The sequence below is a fragment of the Gluconacetobacter entanii genome, assembly GCF_003206495.1.
GTDB classification, from domain to species: Bacteria; Pseudomonadota; Alphaproteobacteria; order Acetobacterales; family Acetobacteraceae; genus Novacetimonas; species Novacetimonas entanii.
This window is the reverse complement of record NZ_NKUF01000007.1, coordinates 45603-60411: the sequence shown is the minus strand read 5'-3', so window position 1 is coordinate 60411 and position 14809 is coordinate 45603. Positions and strand designations below refer to the sequence as shown.

Annotated in this window: 11 protein-coding genes; 4 read left to right on the top strand and 7 right to left on the bottom strand. The window is 64.9% G+C overall.

Features of this window, described 5'->3' with window-relative positions; genetic code table 11:
- Window positions 1–119 precede the first annotated feature (119 nt).
- The 3 genes from CFR72_RS05070 to CFR72_RS05060 all read left to right on the top strand — a co-directional run bounded on the left by CFR72_RS05070 (window position 120) and on the right by CFR72_RS05060 (window position 3009).
- On the top strand, window positions 120–818 hold the full coding sequence (locus CFR72_RS05070) for a TetR/AcrR family transcriptional regulator (RefSeq protein ID WP_110912940.1): 699 nt from the start codon (window positions 120–122) through the stop codon (window positions 816–818).
- A gap of 143 nt (window positions 819–961) precedes the next feature.
- The gene (locus CFR72_RS05065) at window positions 962–2179 is read left to right on the top strand and encodes a Tm-1-like ATP-binding domain-containing protein (RefSeq protein WP_110912939.1); all 1218 of its coding nucleotides are present in this window, start codon (window positions 962–964) and stop codon (window positions 2177–2179) included.
- Complete coding sequence (locus CFR72_RS05060; protein WP_110912938.1) at window positions 2179–3009, top strand: phosphoenolpyruvate hydrolase family protein; 831 nt, start codon at window positions 2179–2181, stop codon at window positions 3007–3009. Before CFR72_RS05065 ends, CFR72_RS05060 begins: the two co-directional genes overlap by 1 nt.
- Before the next feature lie 444 nt (window positions 3010–3453).
- On the opposite strand, the gene CFR72_RS05055 is transcribed toward CFR72_RS05060, so the two are convergent.
- The 3 genes from CFR72_RS05055 to CFR72_RS05045 form a co-directional block, all read right to left on the bottom strand.
- Window positions 3454–4713: an outer membrane beta-barrel protein gene (locus CFR72_RS05055; protein WP_390669794.1), complete on the bottom strand. Its 1260-nt coding sequence runs from the start codon at window positions 4711–4713 to the stop codon at window positions 3454–3456.
- Between the two features lie 321 nt (window positions 4714–5034).
- On the bottom strand, window positions 5035–6354 hold the full coding sequence (locus tag CFR72_RS05050; protein WP_279629153.1) for an ammonium transporter: 1320 nt from the start codon (window positions 6352–6354) through the stop codon (window positions 5035–5037).
- Between the two features lie 59 nt (window positions 6355–6413).
- Entirely contained in the window at window positions 6414–6752 is a 339-nt protein-coding gene (locus CFR72_RS05045) for a P-II family nitrogen regulator (RefSeq protein ID WP_110912936.1), read from the bottom strand.
- Window positions 6753–7095: 343 nt separating this feature from the next.
- On the opposite strand from CFR72_RS05045, the gene CFR72_RS05040 reads away from it, so the two are divergent.
- Window positions 7096–8463, top strand: coding sequence for a chloride channel protein (locus CFR72_RS05040; protein ID WP_244182180.1), 1368 nt, complete (start codon window positions 7096–7098; stop codon window positions 8461–8463).
- A gap of 122 nt (window positions 8464–8585) precedes the next feature.
- On the opposite strand, the gene CFR72_RS05035 is transcribed toward CFR72_RS05040, so the two are convergent.
- The 4 genes from CFR72_RS05035 to CFR72_RS05020 form a co-directional block, all read right to left on the bottom strand.
- Window positions 8586–9050 (bottom strand): hypothetical protein, encoded by a 465-nt coding sequence (locus CFR72_RS05035; RefSeq protein WP_110912935.1) that lies wholly within the window; start codon window positions 9048–9050, stop codon window positions 8586–8588.
- A 3-nt stretch (window positions 9051–9053) separates the two neighbouring features.
- Entirely contained in the window at window positions 9054–10772 is a 1719-nt protein-coding gene (locus CFR72_RS05030; protein ID WP_110912934.1) for a putative bifunctional diguanylate cyclase/phosphodiesterase, read from the bottom strand.
- Between the two features lie 108 nt (window positions 10773–10880).
- Window positions 10881–13181, bottom strand: coding sequence for an EAL domain-containing protein (locus CFR72_RS05025; RefSeq protein WP_110912973.1), 2301 nt, complete (start codon window positions 13179–13181; stop codon window positions 10881–10883).
- A 274-nt stretch (window positions 13182–13455) separates the two neighbouring features.
- A complete protein-coding gene (locus CFR72_RS05020) occupies window positions 13456–14565 on the bottom strand; it encodes a lysophospholipid acyltransferase family protein (RefSeq protein ID WP_110912933.1) in 1110 nt (369 codons plus the stop codon).
- Window positions 14566–14809 lie beyond the last annotated feature (244 nt).

Sequence of the window (14809 nt, the reverse complement as noted above, 5' to 3'; positions counted from 1 at the left end):
CGCAACGGTTGCGCGATATCATCTTCCATTGACCGATCAGTTCGGTCAGGTCCATAACCTATCCGCTTTATGCATCGGGTCAATCGAAACTAACGGACAAAAAGGTCAGGACACGTCTGATGGCTGCAACGCCCCCCTTCCCCGACAAGGACAAGGCGCAGGTCCCCTCCGCCGCGACGGGCACCTCCCCGGCCAAGCGCGCGCAGATCCTTGAAGGGGCGGCGCGGATCTTTGCCGAACACGGGTATGAAGGTGCGAGCATGTCGTGCATCGCGCGCGACGCGGGCGTGTCGAAGGGGACACTCTACAACTATTTCGACAGCAAGGCCGTCCTGTTCTGCGCCTTCATCGAACAGTGCACCCGTGAAAAGCTGCCGCTGATGTTCCGCCGCATCGACGAGGGGGCGACGATGGCGGACTCGCTCGAACATGTCGCGCGCGCGCTGATCGAACTCATCACCTCGCCGCTGTCGCTGATGCTCAACCGCGTGATCGTGTCGGAGGCGGCGACCTTTCCCGAACTGGCCAAGACATTCTGGGCCAACGGGCCGCAGCAGGCCACCAGCATCCTTGCCGCATGGCTGACCCGCGCGCCGCAGAGCGAACTTCTCGATGTGCCCGACCCGACATTCGCGGCGGAGCAGTTCTATGCCCTGTGCCAGACGCACATCGCGGGGCGCGCGCGCATGCAGCTTCCGGTTGACACCAGCCCCGCCTATATTGATTTCGTCGCGCGTTCGGCCGTGCGCGTCTTCCTCAACACCTATCAGCGCAGCGGGCCGCGCCAGCCACCGCTGGCCTATGTCCCGGACGTGTAAAAGGCGCGGAAAAGCGGCTTTTCCATGACATAGTATTGCCTGCGCCCCTGTTCACGCAAGCGTGTCCCCGCCGGGCGGCCACGGGGCTTGCGCCCCTGTGTCGCGGACGCAAATTCTGACCCGGGCAGGAAGGGGAGAGCAACGTGGGACGTGTATATATAGTCGGCACATGCGACACCAAGGCCGTGGAACTGCGCTATGTCCATGACCTCATCACCGGGCAGGGCGTGCCCGCCGTCATCGTCGATGTCAGCACCGCCCATCGCGCGCCCGGCCCCGACGACGCCGACACGATCCCCCCCACCACCGTTGCCGCCGCCCATCCCGATGGCACGCAGGCGGTATTCACCCGCAGGCGTGGCTCCTCCATCGCCGCCATGGCCACCGCGCTGCGCCATTTCCTGTGCGCGCGCAACGATATCTCCGGCGTGCTGGGAATCGGCGGGTCGGGGGGCACCGCGCTGGTCGCGCCCGCGTTGCAGGAGCTGCCGCTGGGCCTGCCGAAAATGATGGTCTCCACCGTCGCGTCGGGCAATGTCGCGCCCTATGTCGGCGGGTCGGACATCGCCATGGTCTATTCCGTGACGGACATGGAGGGGCTGAACCGCCTGTCGCGCCGCATCCTCGCCAACGCCGCCAACGCCATGGCGGGCATGGCCAGCCACCTGCCCCCCGCCCTGCATGACCCGCGCCCGGCCGTGGGGCTGACGATGTTCGGTGTGACGACGCCGTGCGTGGAACGCATCGTCAGCGACCTTGACGACACGTTCGACTGCATGGTGTTCCACGCCACCGGCACCGGCGGGCGCGCGATGGAACGCATGGCCGATTCCGGGCTGCTGGCGGGCATCATCGATGTCACCACGACCGAGATCTGCGATTACCTTTCGGGCGGGATCTTCCCCTGCGACGACGACCGGCTGGGTGCGGCCATCCGTACCGGCGTGCCCTATGTCGGCAGTTGCGGTGCGCTGGACATGGTCAATTTCGGCGCGCCCGACACCGTGCCCGCCCATTACCGCAACCGCCGCCTGGTGGAACACAACCCGCAGATCACGCTGATGCGCACCTCGGTCGCGGAATGTCGCGCGATCGGGGAATGGATTGGCGACCGGCTGAACCAGTGCCGGGGGGAGGTGCGCTTCTTCCTGCCCGAAGGCGGTTTCTCCCTGCTCGACCGCATGGGGGAGCCGTTCTATGACCCGCAGGCGGACCATGCCCTGTTCGAAGCGCTGGAGCGCACGGTGGAACAGACACCGCGCCGCCGGCTGATTCCGCTGCCTTATGGGGTGAATGACGCGGCGTTTGCCGATACACTCGCCGCCACGTTCCGCAGCCTCTTTAACGGAGAAAACACCTGATGCCTTCGATTCCACGCGCAGAGATACTGGCGAAATTCCGCACGATGATCGCCGACAAACATCCTATCATCGGTGGTGGCGCCGGCACCGGCCTGTCCGCCAAGTGCGAGGCGGCGGGCGGGATCGACATGATCGTCATCTACAATTCCGGCCGGTACCGCATGGCGGGGCGCGGGTCGCTGGCGGGGGTACTGGCCTATGGCAATGCCAACCAGATCGTCATGGACATGGCGCGCGAGGTCCTGCCCGTGGTGCCCCACACCCCCGTCCTGGCCGGTGTGTGCGGCACCGACCCGTTTGTCGATTTCGACGTGTTCCTCGACGATGTGAAGCGGGTCGGGTTTTCGGGCATCCAGAACTTTCCCACCGTGGGGCTGATCGACGGGAATTTCCGCCGCAACCTTGAGGAAACCGGCATGAGCTACGCGCTGGAGGTCGATGTCGTCGCCCGCGCGCGCAAGAAGGACCTGCTGACCACGCCCTACGTCTTCGACGCGGAGCAGGCGCGCGACATGACAAAGGCCGGGGCCGACGTGCTGGTGGCGCATATGGGCCTGACCTCCGGCGGGGCGATCGGCGCGGGCACGACCATGACGCTGGAAGATTCGATCACCCTCATCAACGAGATTTCGGAGGCCGCGCGCTCCATCCGTCCCGATGTCATGCTGCTGTGCCATGGCGGCCCGATCGCCATGCCCGACGACGCGCAGAAGGTGCTGGACAACTGCCCCGACTGCCACGGCTTCTATGGCGCATCGAGCATGGAACGCCTGCCGGTCGAGGTCGCCCTGACGGAACAGACCCGCCGGTTCAAGGCGATGAAGCGCTGAGGCCACGCAGGGGCGCTGCCCCTGCACCCCGCCAAAGGGCCTGCCCTTTGGAAACCATGACTTTTAAACGAATCAGTGTGCAGGGATCGCGATCCCTGCCGGGTCCGGGCAGAGCCCGGGTGTTGCATGGCACCAACGGCCTCGCATGCTCAGGGGCTTCGCCCCCGACCTCCCACCAAAGGGCTCACCCTTTGGAAACCATGACTTTTAAACGAATCAGGGTGCAGGGAGCACGCTCCCTGCCGGGTCCGGGCAGAGCCCGGGTGTTGCATGCACCAACGTCCTCGCACGCTCAGGGGCTTCGCCCCCGAACCCCCACCAAAGGGTATTACCCTTTGGAAACCATGACTTTTAACGAATCAGGGTGCAGGGAGCGCGCTCCCTGCCGGGTCCGGGCAGAGCCCGGGTCTCTCACGCACCGACTCCCCCGCACGCCGGAATACCTCAGAACCCGATCACCGCATCCCCGCCAAAGGTGAACATGCCATTGTTGCGCCCGCCATTGAACGGCGTCGTGCCGTTGAGCGAGCGGTCAAAGCGGATTTCGGGGCGCAGCATGAACACGCGCACATGGTGGCCGATATCAGGCTTGTACGTCACACCCAGCGTCATTTCGCCATAGGTCGTGCCATGCCCGCTCGGGCCGGGCATCAGCGCGTCGGCCGGGGTGGTGCGGCCGGAGATGCCATCCATGTAGGAATTGTTGCCGATGAAGGTCGCGACCATCAGGTTGTTGTTGTCGCGATAGATTTCCCCGCGATAGTTGAAGGTCAGGACCTTGTTGACCTTGTAGCTGAGGAAACTGACGAAGCTTTCGGCATCGGCGGCCTTGAAATTGCCGTTCGCGCGGATGCCGTTCAGCCCCTGGTCATGGATGTAGTTGAACTCCGCCGTCAGGGTCAGGCGGTCATTGACGGCATAGACGGCGTTGATGTCGTTCCAGAACCGTTCGGCATTATCCGCCTCATGCCGTCCCCCGGCGGAGGAATAGCGCGAGTTTTCCGGCCCCACGCGGCTGAGTTCGACGATATTGAGCTTCCCGTGCGCAAGGTTGTTCAGGTTGAACCCGAAATACCCGGCAGGGGCGTTGTTATTGTCCGACCGGCCAAAGGAGGTCTGGTTGCCGGTATCAATCCCGAACGTCACGTCCAGCATATCGGTGACATGCCAGTTGAACATCGCACCGATATGCTGGAAGGGGACGGAATATTCAGAGGTATAGGCCAGCGTATAGAACGGCCGCGTCGTGGGGTCGAGCGTCTCCACCCCCATCGGGGCCTGCAGGATGCCGGCATGCATGTCCAGCCCCCCCTTCGTCGCCCATGGCAGGTGGACATCGGCATGGGCCTGCGCGGGGATCAACTGGTAGCGCGCATTCCATTCATGCGCGCTGACGCCAAGGATCTGGTAATAGCGCGCATCGGACCCGTACATGCCCTCCAGCGTGAATCCGACCTGGTAGCCGCCACGCGACGGGTCGATGGCCTTCTGCAGGGTGAACTCCGCCTGGTTGAGCTGCACCTGGTTGGCATGGTCGGCAAAGAAGTCGCCAAAGTTGTAGCCGGGCTGTGGCCGCGCGGGGTTGGCCATGATGCCGCCCTCGACCTGCCCGGTCAGGGTGATGCCCGACAGCCAGCGCGCAAAGGCGGAATCGCTTTTTTCCATGCTTTTGAACACGGACACCTGCGCATGGGCCGGGCGCATGTCCACCAGCAGGCCCGCCCCCACCGCGATGATACAGCCAATGCCTGCACGCAACGCCCGCGTGCCCGTCCCGGCCTTTCCCATGAAGCTGCCCCCGCTGCCGACTTAATTATAGATTCCGTATGGATGTTTAGGATTTATCCACATTTCAGAACACTCTTTCATCCGTAACATTCGGCAGGGTATGTGTCAAAATCATCACATACCATATTGCGAATACGCAACATTCCGCGGGCGCAATATGGCCGGGCGCGGGACATGAAAAAAGGCGGGGACATGCCCCGCCTTCCTTCACCCACATCCCACCGGACAGGCCGGGGATCAGGAATTGATGCGCTCCCCATGCAGCGCCATGTCGAGACCTTCCATCTCCTCGTCCGGGGTGACACGCAGGCCGATCGTCAGGTCCACCGCCTTGAGGATCACGAACGTCAGCACCGCGCACCAGACGATGGTGACACCCACCGATTCCGCCTGCGCCAGGAACTGCGCGAATGAACCGCTGACGCCCTCGGGGCTGGCGTCGGTGGCCGACAGCGGGCCATAGGCGAACACCCCCGTCAGCAGCGCGCCGACGATCCCGCCGATGCCATGCACGCCAAACGCGTCGAGGCTGTCGTCATATCCCATCATGTGCTTCAGGCCGGTGGCCCCCCAGAAACACACGACACCGGCCACAAGCCCGATCGCCAGCGCACCGCCCGGCAGGACGAAGCCCGCCGCCGTCGTGATCGCCACCAGGCCACCGACCGCGCCGGAAATGATGCCCAGCACCGTCGGCTTGCCGGTCTTGACCCATTCGGCGCACATCCATGCGACACCGGCGGCAGCGGCGGCGATCTGGGTCGTGGCCATCGCCATGCCCGCGCGCCCGTTCGCCCCGCCGGCGGAACCGGCATTGAACCCGAACCAGCCAACCCACAGCAGGGACGCGCCAATGATGGCGTAGGTCAGGTTGTACGGCGACATGTCATCATGCCCGTACCCCTTGCGCCGCCCGATCACCAGGGCGGCGACCAGGCCCGCAATACCGGCATTGATATGCACGACCGTGCCCCCGGCAAAGTCGATGGCCCCGATCCTTGCCGCGACCCATCCGTCCGGCCCCCAGACCCAGTGCGCGACCGGCACGTACACCAGCAGCGACCACACGATGGTAAAGACACACAGCGCGCTGAACTTCATGCGTTCGGCGAATGCACCGGCAATCAGGGCGGGCGTGATGATGGCGAACGTCATCTGGAACGTCATCCACACGCTTTCGGGGATGGTCATGGTCGTGGCCGCAGGCGTGCCCGCCGCCATGGTGAACGCGACGTCGGACCCCTTGGAAATCCCGGCCCCCATGCCATTGAGCATCACGCGCGACAGGCCGCCGATGAACGCATTGCCCGACGTGAAGGTCAGGCTGTAGCCCACGACCATCCACACCACCGTCATGATGCAGCAGATCGCGAACGACTGCATCAGCGTCGCCAGCACGTTCTTCTTGCGCACCATGCCGGCATAGAACAGGCCAAGACCCGGGATCGTCATCATCAGCACCAGCGCGGTGCTGACCAGCATCCATGCCGTGTCACCGGTATCGATGGCGGGCGGGGTGGACGCGGCATCGGCGGCAAGGGCGGACGCACCCCCCATCGCCACGGCAAAGGCCGCCACCGGGGCACACCCGCGCAGCAGCGCGGCGGTCATCTTGTTCACAGCGCGTTTTCTCCCGTTTCCTGGGTCCTGATCCGCATGGCCTTTTCCAGATCGAGGACAAAAACCTTTCCATCGCCAATCTTGCCGGTATTGGCCGCGGCCTGGATCACTTCCATCACGCGGTCGGCCACGGCGTCGGGAACGGCGATCTCCAGCTTGATCTTCGGCAGGAACTGGATGTTGTATTCCGCCCCGCGATAGATCTCGGTCTGGCCCTTCTGCCGACCATATCCCTTGACCTCGGTCGCGGTCAGGGCATCGACGCCGATCAAGGAAAGCGCCTCCCTGACCTCATCAAGCTTGAACGGCTTGATGACCGCAATGACGAACTTCATGTCTTTTTCCTTCCCCGACCTGCGTACGCAATGGGCCCGTGGCGCTGCTGGCGATACCCGCGCGCGCGCCCCGAAAACCGGATCACCCGTGTCCTGTCCCCGTGTCATGTCCGCGGACCAACACGAACGCCCCATGGTGCCATATTCCCGACATGATGAATCCATGCAAGCAATCATTGCGATTCCGCAAGGCGTGGAGTGTCTTTTCAATCACGCCCCGCAACACGATTGCCACAGTCGGGCGCACTCCTGCCTAAGCCCCGGTAACGCAGGGGTTTTTGCACATGTTTTTTGCATCGGCTTTTGCATCGCGCACGCACATCCTGCATAGAATTGGGCCGCCATGACCCAGCCCCCCGCCCCCACCCGCGCCTCCTCCACCGCCGCATCGCCCGTCCCGCCCGCGGCATCCACCGCGATGCCCGGCGCGCGCATGGTCCTTGCGGTCATTGCAACCGGGATCATGTCCGGACTGGGCGGGATGGCGCTGGCGCTGGCGCTGCATGCGGTCCAGCATGTCGCCTATGGCTATGGGCAGGCGGGCGGGCCGCACAACTTCCTTGCCGGCGTCAGCGCCGCGCCACCATGGCGGCGGGTGGCGGCCCTGTTCACCTGCGGCGTGGTCGCGGGGTTTGGCTGGTGGGGACTGCAACGCGCGGGACGGCCACTGGTCAGCGTCACGGCCGCCGTGGGGCGTGGCGATGCGCCGGGCAAGGCCATGCCCGCGATGTCCACGACCATCCATGTGCTGCTGCAGATCGTGACCGTCGCCCTTGGCTCCCCCCTGGGGCGGGAGGCCGCGCCGCGTGAATTCGGGGCGCTGCTCGCCTCCCGCGGGGGGCGCCTGCTGGGCCTTGCGCCGGGGGATGCGCGCATCATCATCGCCTGTGGCGCGGGGGCGGGACTGGCTGCGGTCTATAACGTGCCGCTGGCGGGCACGCTGTTCATCCTCGAAGTTCTGCTCAAGGCATTTTCGCCCCGTGCGGCGATGGCGGCGCTTGGTGCGTGCGGCATTGCCGCCGTGGTGCCGTGGATCGCCCTTGGCAACGTGCAGCAGTACGACATCGGCCCCATGCCGCTGACGCCCGCCATCATGATGTGGGCCATCTGCGCCGCACCGGTCATCGGCGTGTGCGCCCATGCGATCAAGACCCTCGGCACACTGGCGCAGAACCGCGCGGCGTCGGGGACGGCGCGTATCGCATGGTGCCTTGCGGTCTTTACGGCCATCGGCCTGCTGGCGTGCCTGTTCCCGCAGCTTCCGGGCAACGGGCGCGGTCCGACGCAACTGGCGGTGGCGGGCCGCATCGGCGCGACGCTGGGCGCGGAACTGCTGGTGCTGAAAATCGTCGTCGTCATGGGCGCGCTGCGGGCGGGGGCAGCCGGCGGCCTGCTGACGCCAAGCCTGACGATGGGTGCGCTGCTCTCAAGCGTGCTGGTCGCGGGATGGAACCTCGCCGCCCCTGCCGTGCCCGCCGATGCCGCCGCCCTGATCGGTGGGGTCGCCTTCCTCGGCACGTTCATGGCCATGCCCATGACGGCGCTGGCGCTGGGGATCGAATTCACCCGCGTCGGGCATGACATGTGGTTCCCGATGTGCCTCGCCATGGCGCTGTGCGTGGCCGTGGCACGCGGGTGCGCACGCCTGACCCACCTGCCGGGGCCGCTGACACGGCCTGCCGCGCCGGGGAGTGTGTCGGCGCGGTCATGAGGGCTTTTTTTCCGGGAAGGCGGCATCTTTTGAAGCTTTTTGGAAAAAGCTTCACCAAAAACTTTTAATTGTTGAAGTATTAAAGTCTTTTTGCTTCTTTTTCTCCAGAAAAAGAAGGGACTTCAGGCCAGCGGCGGCAGGTCCAGCGGCGCCAGGTCCTCCGGCATGCCAGCGATCACGCAGGCCACCCCGGTATCGCGATCCACCACAAGGCGCAGGAGAACCTCCCCGCCCGCCGGGTCGAACAGGTCGGAATGCACCGCATATCCCGCCCGAAGCGCCCGGCCCGCACGCGCATCCTCGCCCGCGGCGGCATCCATCAGGCGGCCGATCGCACGATCCAGACCCAGCATCACCCGCGTGGGCGACAGGCGGCCACCCGGCCCGTCCACCGGCCCCTCCCCCGTACAGTACCGCTCCAGCAGGCGCGCCCACCCCGCCGTGGTCACAAAGGCAGGCAGCACCGCGTCATCGCCCTCGTGACGGACATGCATGATGCGCCGCGTATTGGCCCATCCCGCAACGTCCGCGCGCGGGACGGATGCGTCAAGCTGCACCGCGCCCGTGGGGGCATCACCCTGCGTCATCGCTTACGCCGCGATTTCAAAGCGCGACGGCAGCTTCAGCAGCGCCTGCGACGACAGCGCGGGCGAGATGAAGAAGCCCTGCACCCGGTCCGGCTTCATCGCGTGGACGATATCGAACTGCGCGCGCGTCTCCACGCCCTCCACCGTGACTTCCAGCCCGTAAACCTGCCCCAGGCCGATCAGGCTGGCGAGCACATCGCGATCGCCCGGATTGTCCACGATGCCGGTCACAAGCGACTGGTCGATCTTGAGCTGCGTGAACGGCAGGTCCCGCAGGTGACGCAGCATCGTCTCGCCCTTGCCGAAATTGTCCATCGCGATCTGGAAACCCGCGGCGCCAAGTTCGCGGATGTTGTGCATGCTCTGCTCCGCCCGGCGGCCCTGCAGCATCGGTTCCGTCACCTCCAGCACGAAATTGGCGGGCGACAGGCCGAATTCACGCAGCGACTGTTCCAGTTCCTCGCGGTATTCCGCACGGCCAAGGTCCATGCGTGACATGTTGATCGCAAGCTGGCGCGGGGGCTGCCCGGTGCTGTTCCACAATGCGACGTCGCGCTGGAACGACGCGATCATCGACGGCACCATCGCCTGCGTCAGGGTGGAGTCAGTGAAGACGTCGGCGAAATCCTCCGCCGCCAGCAGGCCGCGTTCGGGATGGTGCCAGCGCAGCAGCGCCTCGATCTGGTCAAGCTGGCAGGTGTGGCAGTTCAGGATCGGCTGGTAATAGACCTCGAACTGGCCATTCTTCACGCCGCTGCGCGCCTCGATCAGGATCTGGCTGCGGACCTGCGCGCGATGGTGCAGGGCGGCGGTGAACATCTGCTCCTGCTTGCCGCCCGCGCGCTTGGCCGCATACAGCGCCATGTCGGCGTTCTTCTGCATGTCCTCGACACTTTCGCGCGCATCGAGGAAGACGGCGCCGATGCTGCCCGAAATGCTGACGGTCACGGTCTCGATGTCGATCGGGCGTTCAAGGGCCGCCTGCAGCCGGTCCATGTATTTTTCCAGCGGCACGCTGCGCAGGGTCTTGTTCAGGACGATGGCGAATTCGTCCCCGCCAAGGCGGCTGATGGGATCATCGGGGTCCGTCAGTTCCACAAGGCGCGAGGCGACGACACGCAGGACGATATCGCCCGCATGGTGACCGTGGATGTCATTGATCTGCTTGAACCCGTCAAGGTCGAACATCACCAGCGCGCGCGATTCCGGCGGCTCCTTGCTCGACAGGCCAAGGGCTGCGGACAGGGCAGTGTTGAACCCCCCACGGTTGAGCAGCGCCGTCAGCGTATCGGTTTCCGCCAGTTCCGACAGCCGCTCCTTCGTCTTCATCAGTTCGGTGATCTCGAAGCGGCTGGCGACATAGCCCTCCACCTCCCCCGTCGGCCCGCATTTGGGAATGATGGTCGTCGCAACCCAGTAGATCGTCCCGTCCTTCGCCCGGTTGCAGATATTGCCCCGCCATGGCTGCCCCGACTGGATGGTGCGGTACATGTCCTGGAAAAATGCCGCATCGTGATAGCCGGAGTTGAGGATGCGATGGGTCGATCCCAGCAGTTCCGCCGCGGAGTATTTGCTGACCTTGCAGAACTTGTCGTTGACATAGGTAATCACGCCATCACGGTCCGTAATGGCGACAATCAGGACATCATCAACCAGATCGGCCCAGAAATCCGCATCCTGGTGAGTAAGGGCGCGTAGCCGATCATCGTGTTGCAATGACATTTTTCCCTCAGACCTGAAAACGGGGGATCAAAAAATTCAGACAGTAATCTTCAGTCATAAAGTGTGGGGACCGCCGCGATGGCCGCGCCGGCACGGCGGTCCGTGACATCATTTCGCAGCCTTGCCCCCGACCGGCGCCCCGGCCGTGGCGGCCGGCGCCGCCTTGGCCCTGGCCTCTGCGGCGTCCTTTTCGGCCTTCTGCATCTCCAGCGCGCCCGGACGGTCCGCGACCGGCGGGACGAACGTGCCCCGCGCCTTGCCCGCGCGATACCATTTTTCCAGTTCATGCGCGGGCAGCGGCTTGGCGAACAGGTAGCCCTGCATCACGTCGCACTTCAGCTCCTCCAGCAGGAGGCGCTGCTGCTCGGTCTCCACGCCTTCGGTCACGACGGTCATGCCCAGGCGCGACCCGATGCCGATGACCGCCATGGTCACGGCCTGCGCGTTGGTGTCGTGTTCGAAATCGTTGATGAAGCTGCGGTCGATCTTGATCTCGCTCAGCGGCAGGCGCGTCAGGCGCGACAGGGAGGAATAGCCCGTGCCGAAATCATCCATCGACAGGCCACAGCCCATGTCGCGGATGGCGTGCAGCACGTCGATCGTGTCGCTACTGCTGTCCATCATGACGCTTTCGGTGATTTCCACCGTCAGGCGGTCGGGCGTCAGATTGAACTGCCGCAGCAGGTTGGAGATGTATTCCGGCAGCGCGCGGTTGCGGAAATGCACCGCCGACAGGTTCACGGCCACGGTGGGGACATGCACGTCCGCATCGTCCCAGTGGCGCATCTGGCGGCAGGCCTCATGCAGGGACCAGCGGCCAATGGCCTCGATCTGTCCGGTTTCCTCCGCCACCGCGATGAAGCGCGAGGGGAAGATGTTGCCAAGGTGCGGGTGGTGCCAGCGCGACAGCGCCTCCACCCCGTACAGGCCGCCGCTCGCCGCCTCGACCTGCGGCTGGTAATGCAGGTTGAGCATCCCCTTCGCCAGCGAATCCCGCAGCGCGGAGCCGAGCACAAGCCGGTCCTGCGCCACCTGGTTCTTTTCCTGCCCGGCAAAGCGGTAGACGCCGCGCCCGTCGGCCTTGGCCTGGCGCATGGCGGAATCCGCGTTGCTGAGCAGGGATTCGCTGTCGGGGCCGTTGTCGGGGAAGCTGCTGATGCCGATGCTGCACGAGATGCTGAGCGTGTTTTCACCCACCTGCATCGGCTTGGCGATGGTGGTGAACAGCAGTTCGGCGAACTTGACCGCCTTTTCCTGCGTGCAGTCGGGCACGATGACGATGTATTCATCCCCGCCGGAGCGGCTGATGATATAATCCCCCTGCACCAGGTCACGGATGCGCTGCCCGATTTCCACCAGGAACTGGTCGGCATAGACATGGCCCAGCGCATCGTTGATGTCGCGGAAGCGGTCGATGTCGATCATGAACAGGTAGAAGCGGCTGTCGCCCTCGCGCATGATCAGTTCGTCGATGATCTTGTGCAGCGAGGAGCGGTTGAGCAGCCCCGTCAGGGAATCGAAGTTCGACAGTTGCGAGATGTGCTGGCGCGTCGCGTTCTGTTCCACCGCAAGGGCGCAGAACGGGATGCAGGCATCGACGATCCGCTCCGGCCAGCTTTGCGGCGCATGGGGGTCGCGCGAATACAGCGCGAACAGGCCCGACACCTGATTGTTGTGCGTGCGGATCGGCGCGGAGCGGCAGTGTTCCAGCCCCAGCGACTTCGCGATCGACTGGTAATTGTGCCACAGGATATGGTTGCTGTACGACGGCTCACGCTGCAGGCGGGCGATGTCGGCGGGCTCCAGCTTCAGCCCCTCCAGCGCGTTGAAATAGCGCTTGGGCAGGCCGGGGGCCGAGAGGATCTGCAGCCGGTTGTCGGAATCGATCAGGATCAGGCACGCGACCGAATTGGGCACGAAGCTGTCCACGCGGCGGCACAGCAGGTCGGCCACGTCCTGGATCAGCAGGTCGGCCGCCAGCGCCTGGAGCACGTCGTTCTGGAGGATGAGGATCTTGCGCCTCTGGCTTTCCTCCGTCGCGTCCTTCATCACCGCGATGTAGTAGGTCTTGTCCGTGCCCGGCAACTGCACCTTGGAGATCGAAAGCTCGCCGCACACATATTCGCCGTCCGCGCGGGTGAACTCCACCTCCCGCGAGGTGCCGACGATCTTGTTGATCCCGGTCCTGCGGTTATGGGCGATGAAGCTGTCATGGTCCTTGCGGTAGTCGAGCGGCACGAGGCAACTGACATTGCGGCCCAGCACGTCCTTGCGTGGCAGGCCCCACATGCGCTCCGCCGCGGGATTGAAGAAAATGACGCTGTTGTGCTCATCGATGATGACGATGGGGTCGATCGCCTGTTCCATGGCAGGCAACAGGATCTCGGCGTTAATCTTGGGCTGACTCACCACGCTCTCCAGCTCGCCCGTGTGGGTGCCCCCACACGTTTCAGGTTTCACATCATCTCGCACGGCCGGGCGGGATGTACCCCTGCCCGCACAGCCCTTATGGCTGTTTTTTCCAGACCGACATTTCCGTCATGCAGCAGGCATGAGCGGACCCACATCATGGCACACCATATCCGCTGCGCGGATGACGGCACATGATATGCCTCAATGTTTACGATGTTTACAATATTTAAGGGGTATTATTTTACACTACGGCGACATGCGTCCGCTGCATTCAGGGCCTGCGGAAGTCCTGCGGCAGCAGCCCGCCCAGCGGCCGGCAGGCATATTCGCACGCCTGCGCATCCTGTTCCGCGTTCTGGCGCAGTTCCGCCGCCCCCTGCGACACGGCGCGCCACGCGGCCTGCGCCAGCGCCTTGCGGCTGGGGAAATCATCGGGGTCGAGTGCCGGGTGCAGCATCACGGTCGCGCGCATGGACCGCCATTTCACCAGTTGCCACACATGGGGGCCAAGCTCCATGTCGCCATACCAGGCAAAGACCGGGCGGCGGGCGCGGTTGACCGGCAGCCCCTCCAGCCGGTCATACACGACGGAAACCGGCTGGATCAGCGGCGTCATCCACGGCGGGTGCTGGCGCATGGCCTGGGCCTCCGGCGTGTCCTCCCGCCCGCGCGGGACGCGGGGCAGCTTTGCAATGGCGAAGAAGGCCGACATGAACGGCAGCACGCGCGACCCGTCCGACGACGTGCCCTCGGGGAACAGCACGAGGTTGTCGCCCCCGATCAGGCGGTCCATCATCTCGTCACGTTCGCGCCCGGTGGTGCTGCGCTGGCGGCTGACGAAGATGGTCCGGCCAATGCGTGAGACGAGGCCCATGATGGGCCATTTCTCGATATCGCCCTTGGCGACGAAATTCGATGGCAGCACGGTGCCTAGCACCGGCACGTCCAGCCACGAGGAATGGTTGGAGACATAGATTACCGGCCGTTCGCCGCGTGCGCGCGCCCGCGCGCCGCCAACCGACCCCGCCCTGCGCCCGATGACGCGGATCTTCAGCGACAGCAGGAAGCACAAGCCCCCCCAGACGAAGCGCGTCCAGCGGATCTTCGCCGTGCCGGGCACCAGCAGCAGCACCGCCTCGAACCCGACCGACAGCGGCACCAAGACCGTGATGGCGGCCAGGCGGCCGATCCCCCGCAGGGTACGCGCGCGTTCGCGCCACGGCCCGGACGGATGGATGCGCAGCGCCGCGATATCCGCGATGTCGCGCGATGTCACGGGGGCGATGGCGCGACGTTCGCGCGTGGCGCGCGGCTGTGGCGTGGGTGTGGCGGAAGTATCGCGACGTCGCAGGATGCGGCGCTGAATGAAATCGGCAATCATGCCCTATCCATAGACAGGTGGGACAGACCGCGCCGACAGGCGTCGCGATCGGGGTGGAGCGCTACTGTGGCGGGACCGACCCGCTTGCGGCCTGCACCGCATGCGGGTGCGCGCCGGCCCTGTGTCCGGACGTAGCCGCCACCTTCGGGCGCGTCAAGTACGCCCCGCCCCGCCGGGGGCCGGCAGGGACGGGACGATACTTTGCGTAACGATAAAGGTGGCCATGACACGGTTCCATAAAATA

Coding starts and splice junctions, on each gene's coding strand:
- CFR72_RS05020 (WP_110912933.1), bottom strand. CDS start 14,565: ATGATTGCCGATTTCATTCAGCGCCGCATCCTGCGACGTCGCGATACT.
- CFR72_RS05060 (WP_110912938.1), top strand. CDS start 2,179: ATGCCTTCGATTCCACGCGCAGAGATACTGGCGAAATTCCGCACGATG.
- CFR72_RS05030 (WP_110912934.1), bottom strand. CDS start 10,772: ATGTCATTGCAACACGATGATCGGCTACGCGCCCTTACTCACCAGGAT.
- CFR72_RS05035 (WP_110912935.1), bottom strand. CDS start 9,050: ATGACGCAGGGTGATGCCCCCACGGGCGCGGTGCAGCTTGACGCATCC.
- CFR72_RS05050 (WP_279629153.1), bottom strand. CDS start 6,354: ATGGGGGGTGCGTCCGCCCTTGCCGCCGATGCCGCGTCCACCCCGCCC.
- CFR72_RS05055 (WP_390669794.1), bottom strand. CDS start 4,713: ATGCGCCCGGCCCATGCGCAGGTGTCCGTGTTCAAAAGCATGGAAAAA.
- CFR72_RS05045 (WP_110912936.1), bottom strand. CDS start 6,752: ATGAAGTTCGTCATTGCGGTCATCAAGCCGTTCAAGCTTGATGAGGTC.
- CFR72_RS05070 (WP_110912940.1), top strand. CDS start 120: ATGGCTGCAACGCCCCCCTTCCCCGACAAGGACAAGGCGCAGGTCCCC.
- CFR72_RS05040 (WP_244182180.1), top strand. CDS start 7,096: ATGACCCAGCCCCCCGCCCCCACCCGCGCCTCCTCCACCGCCGCATCG.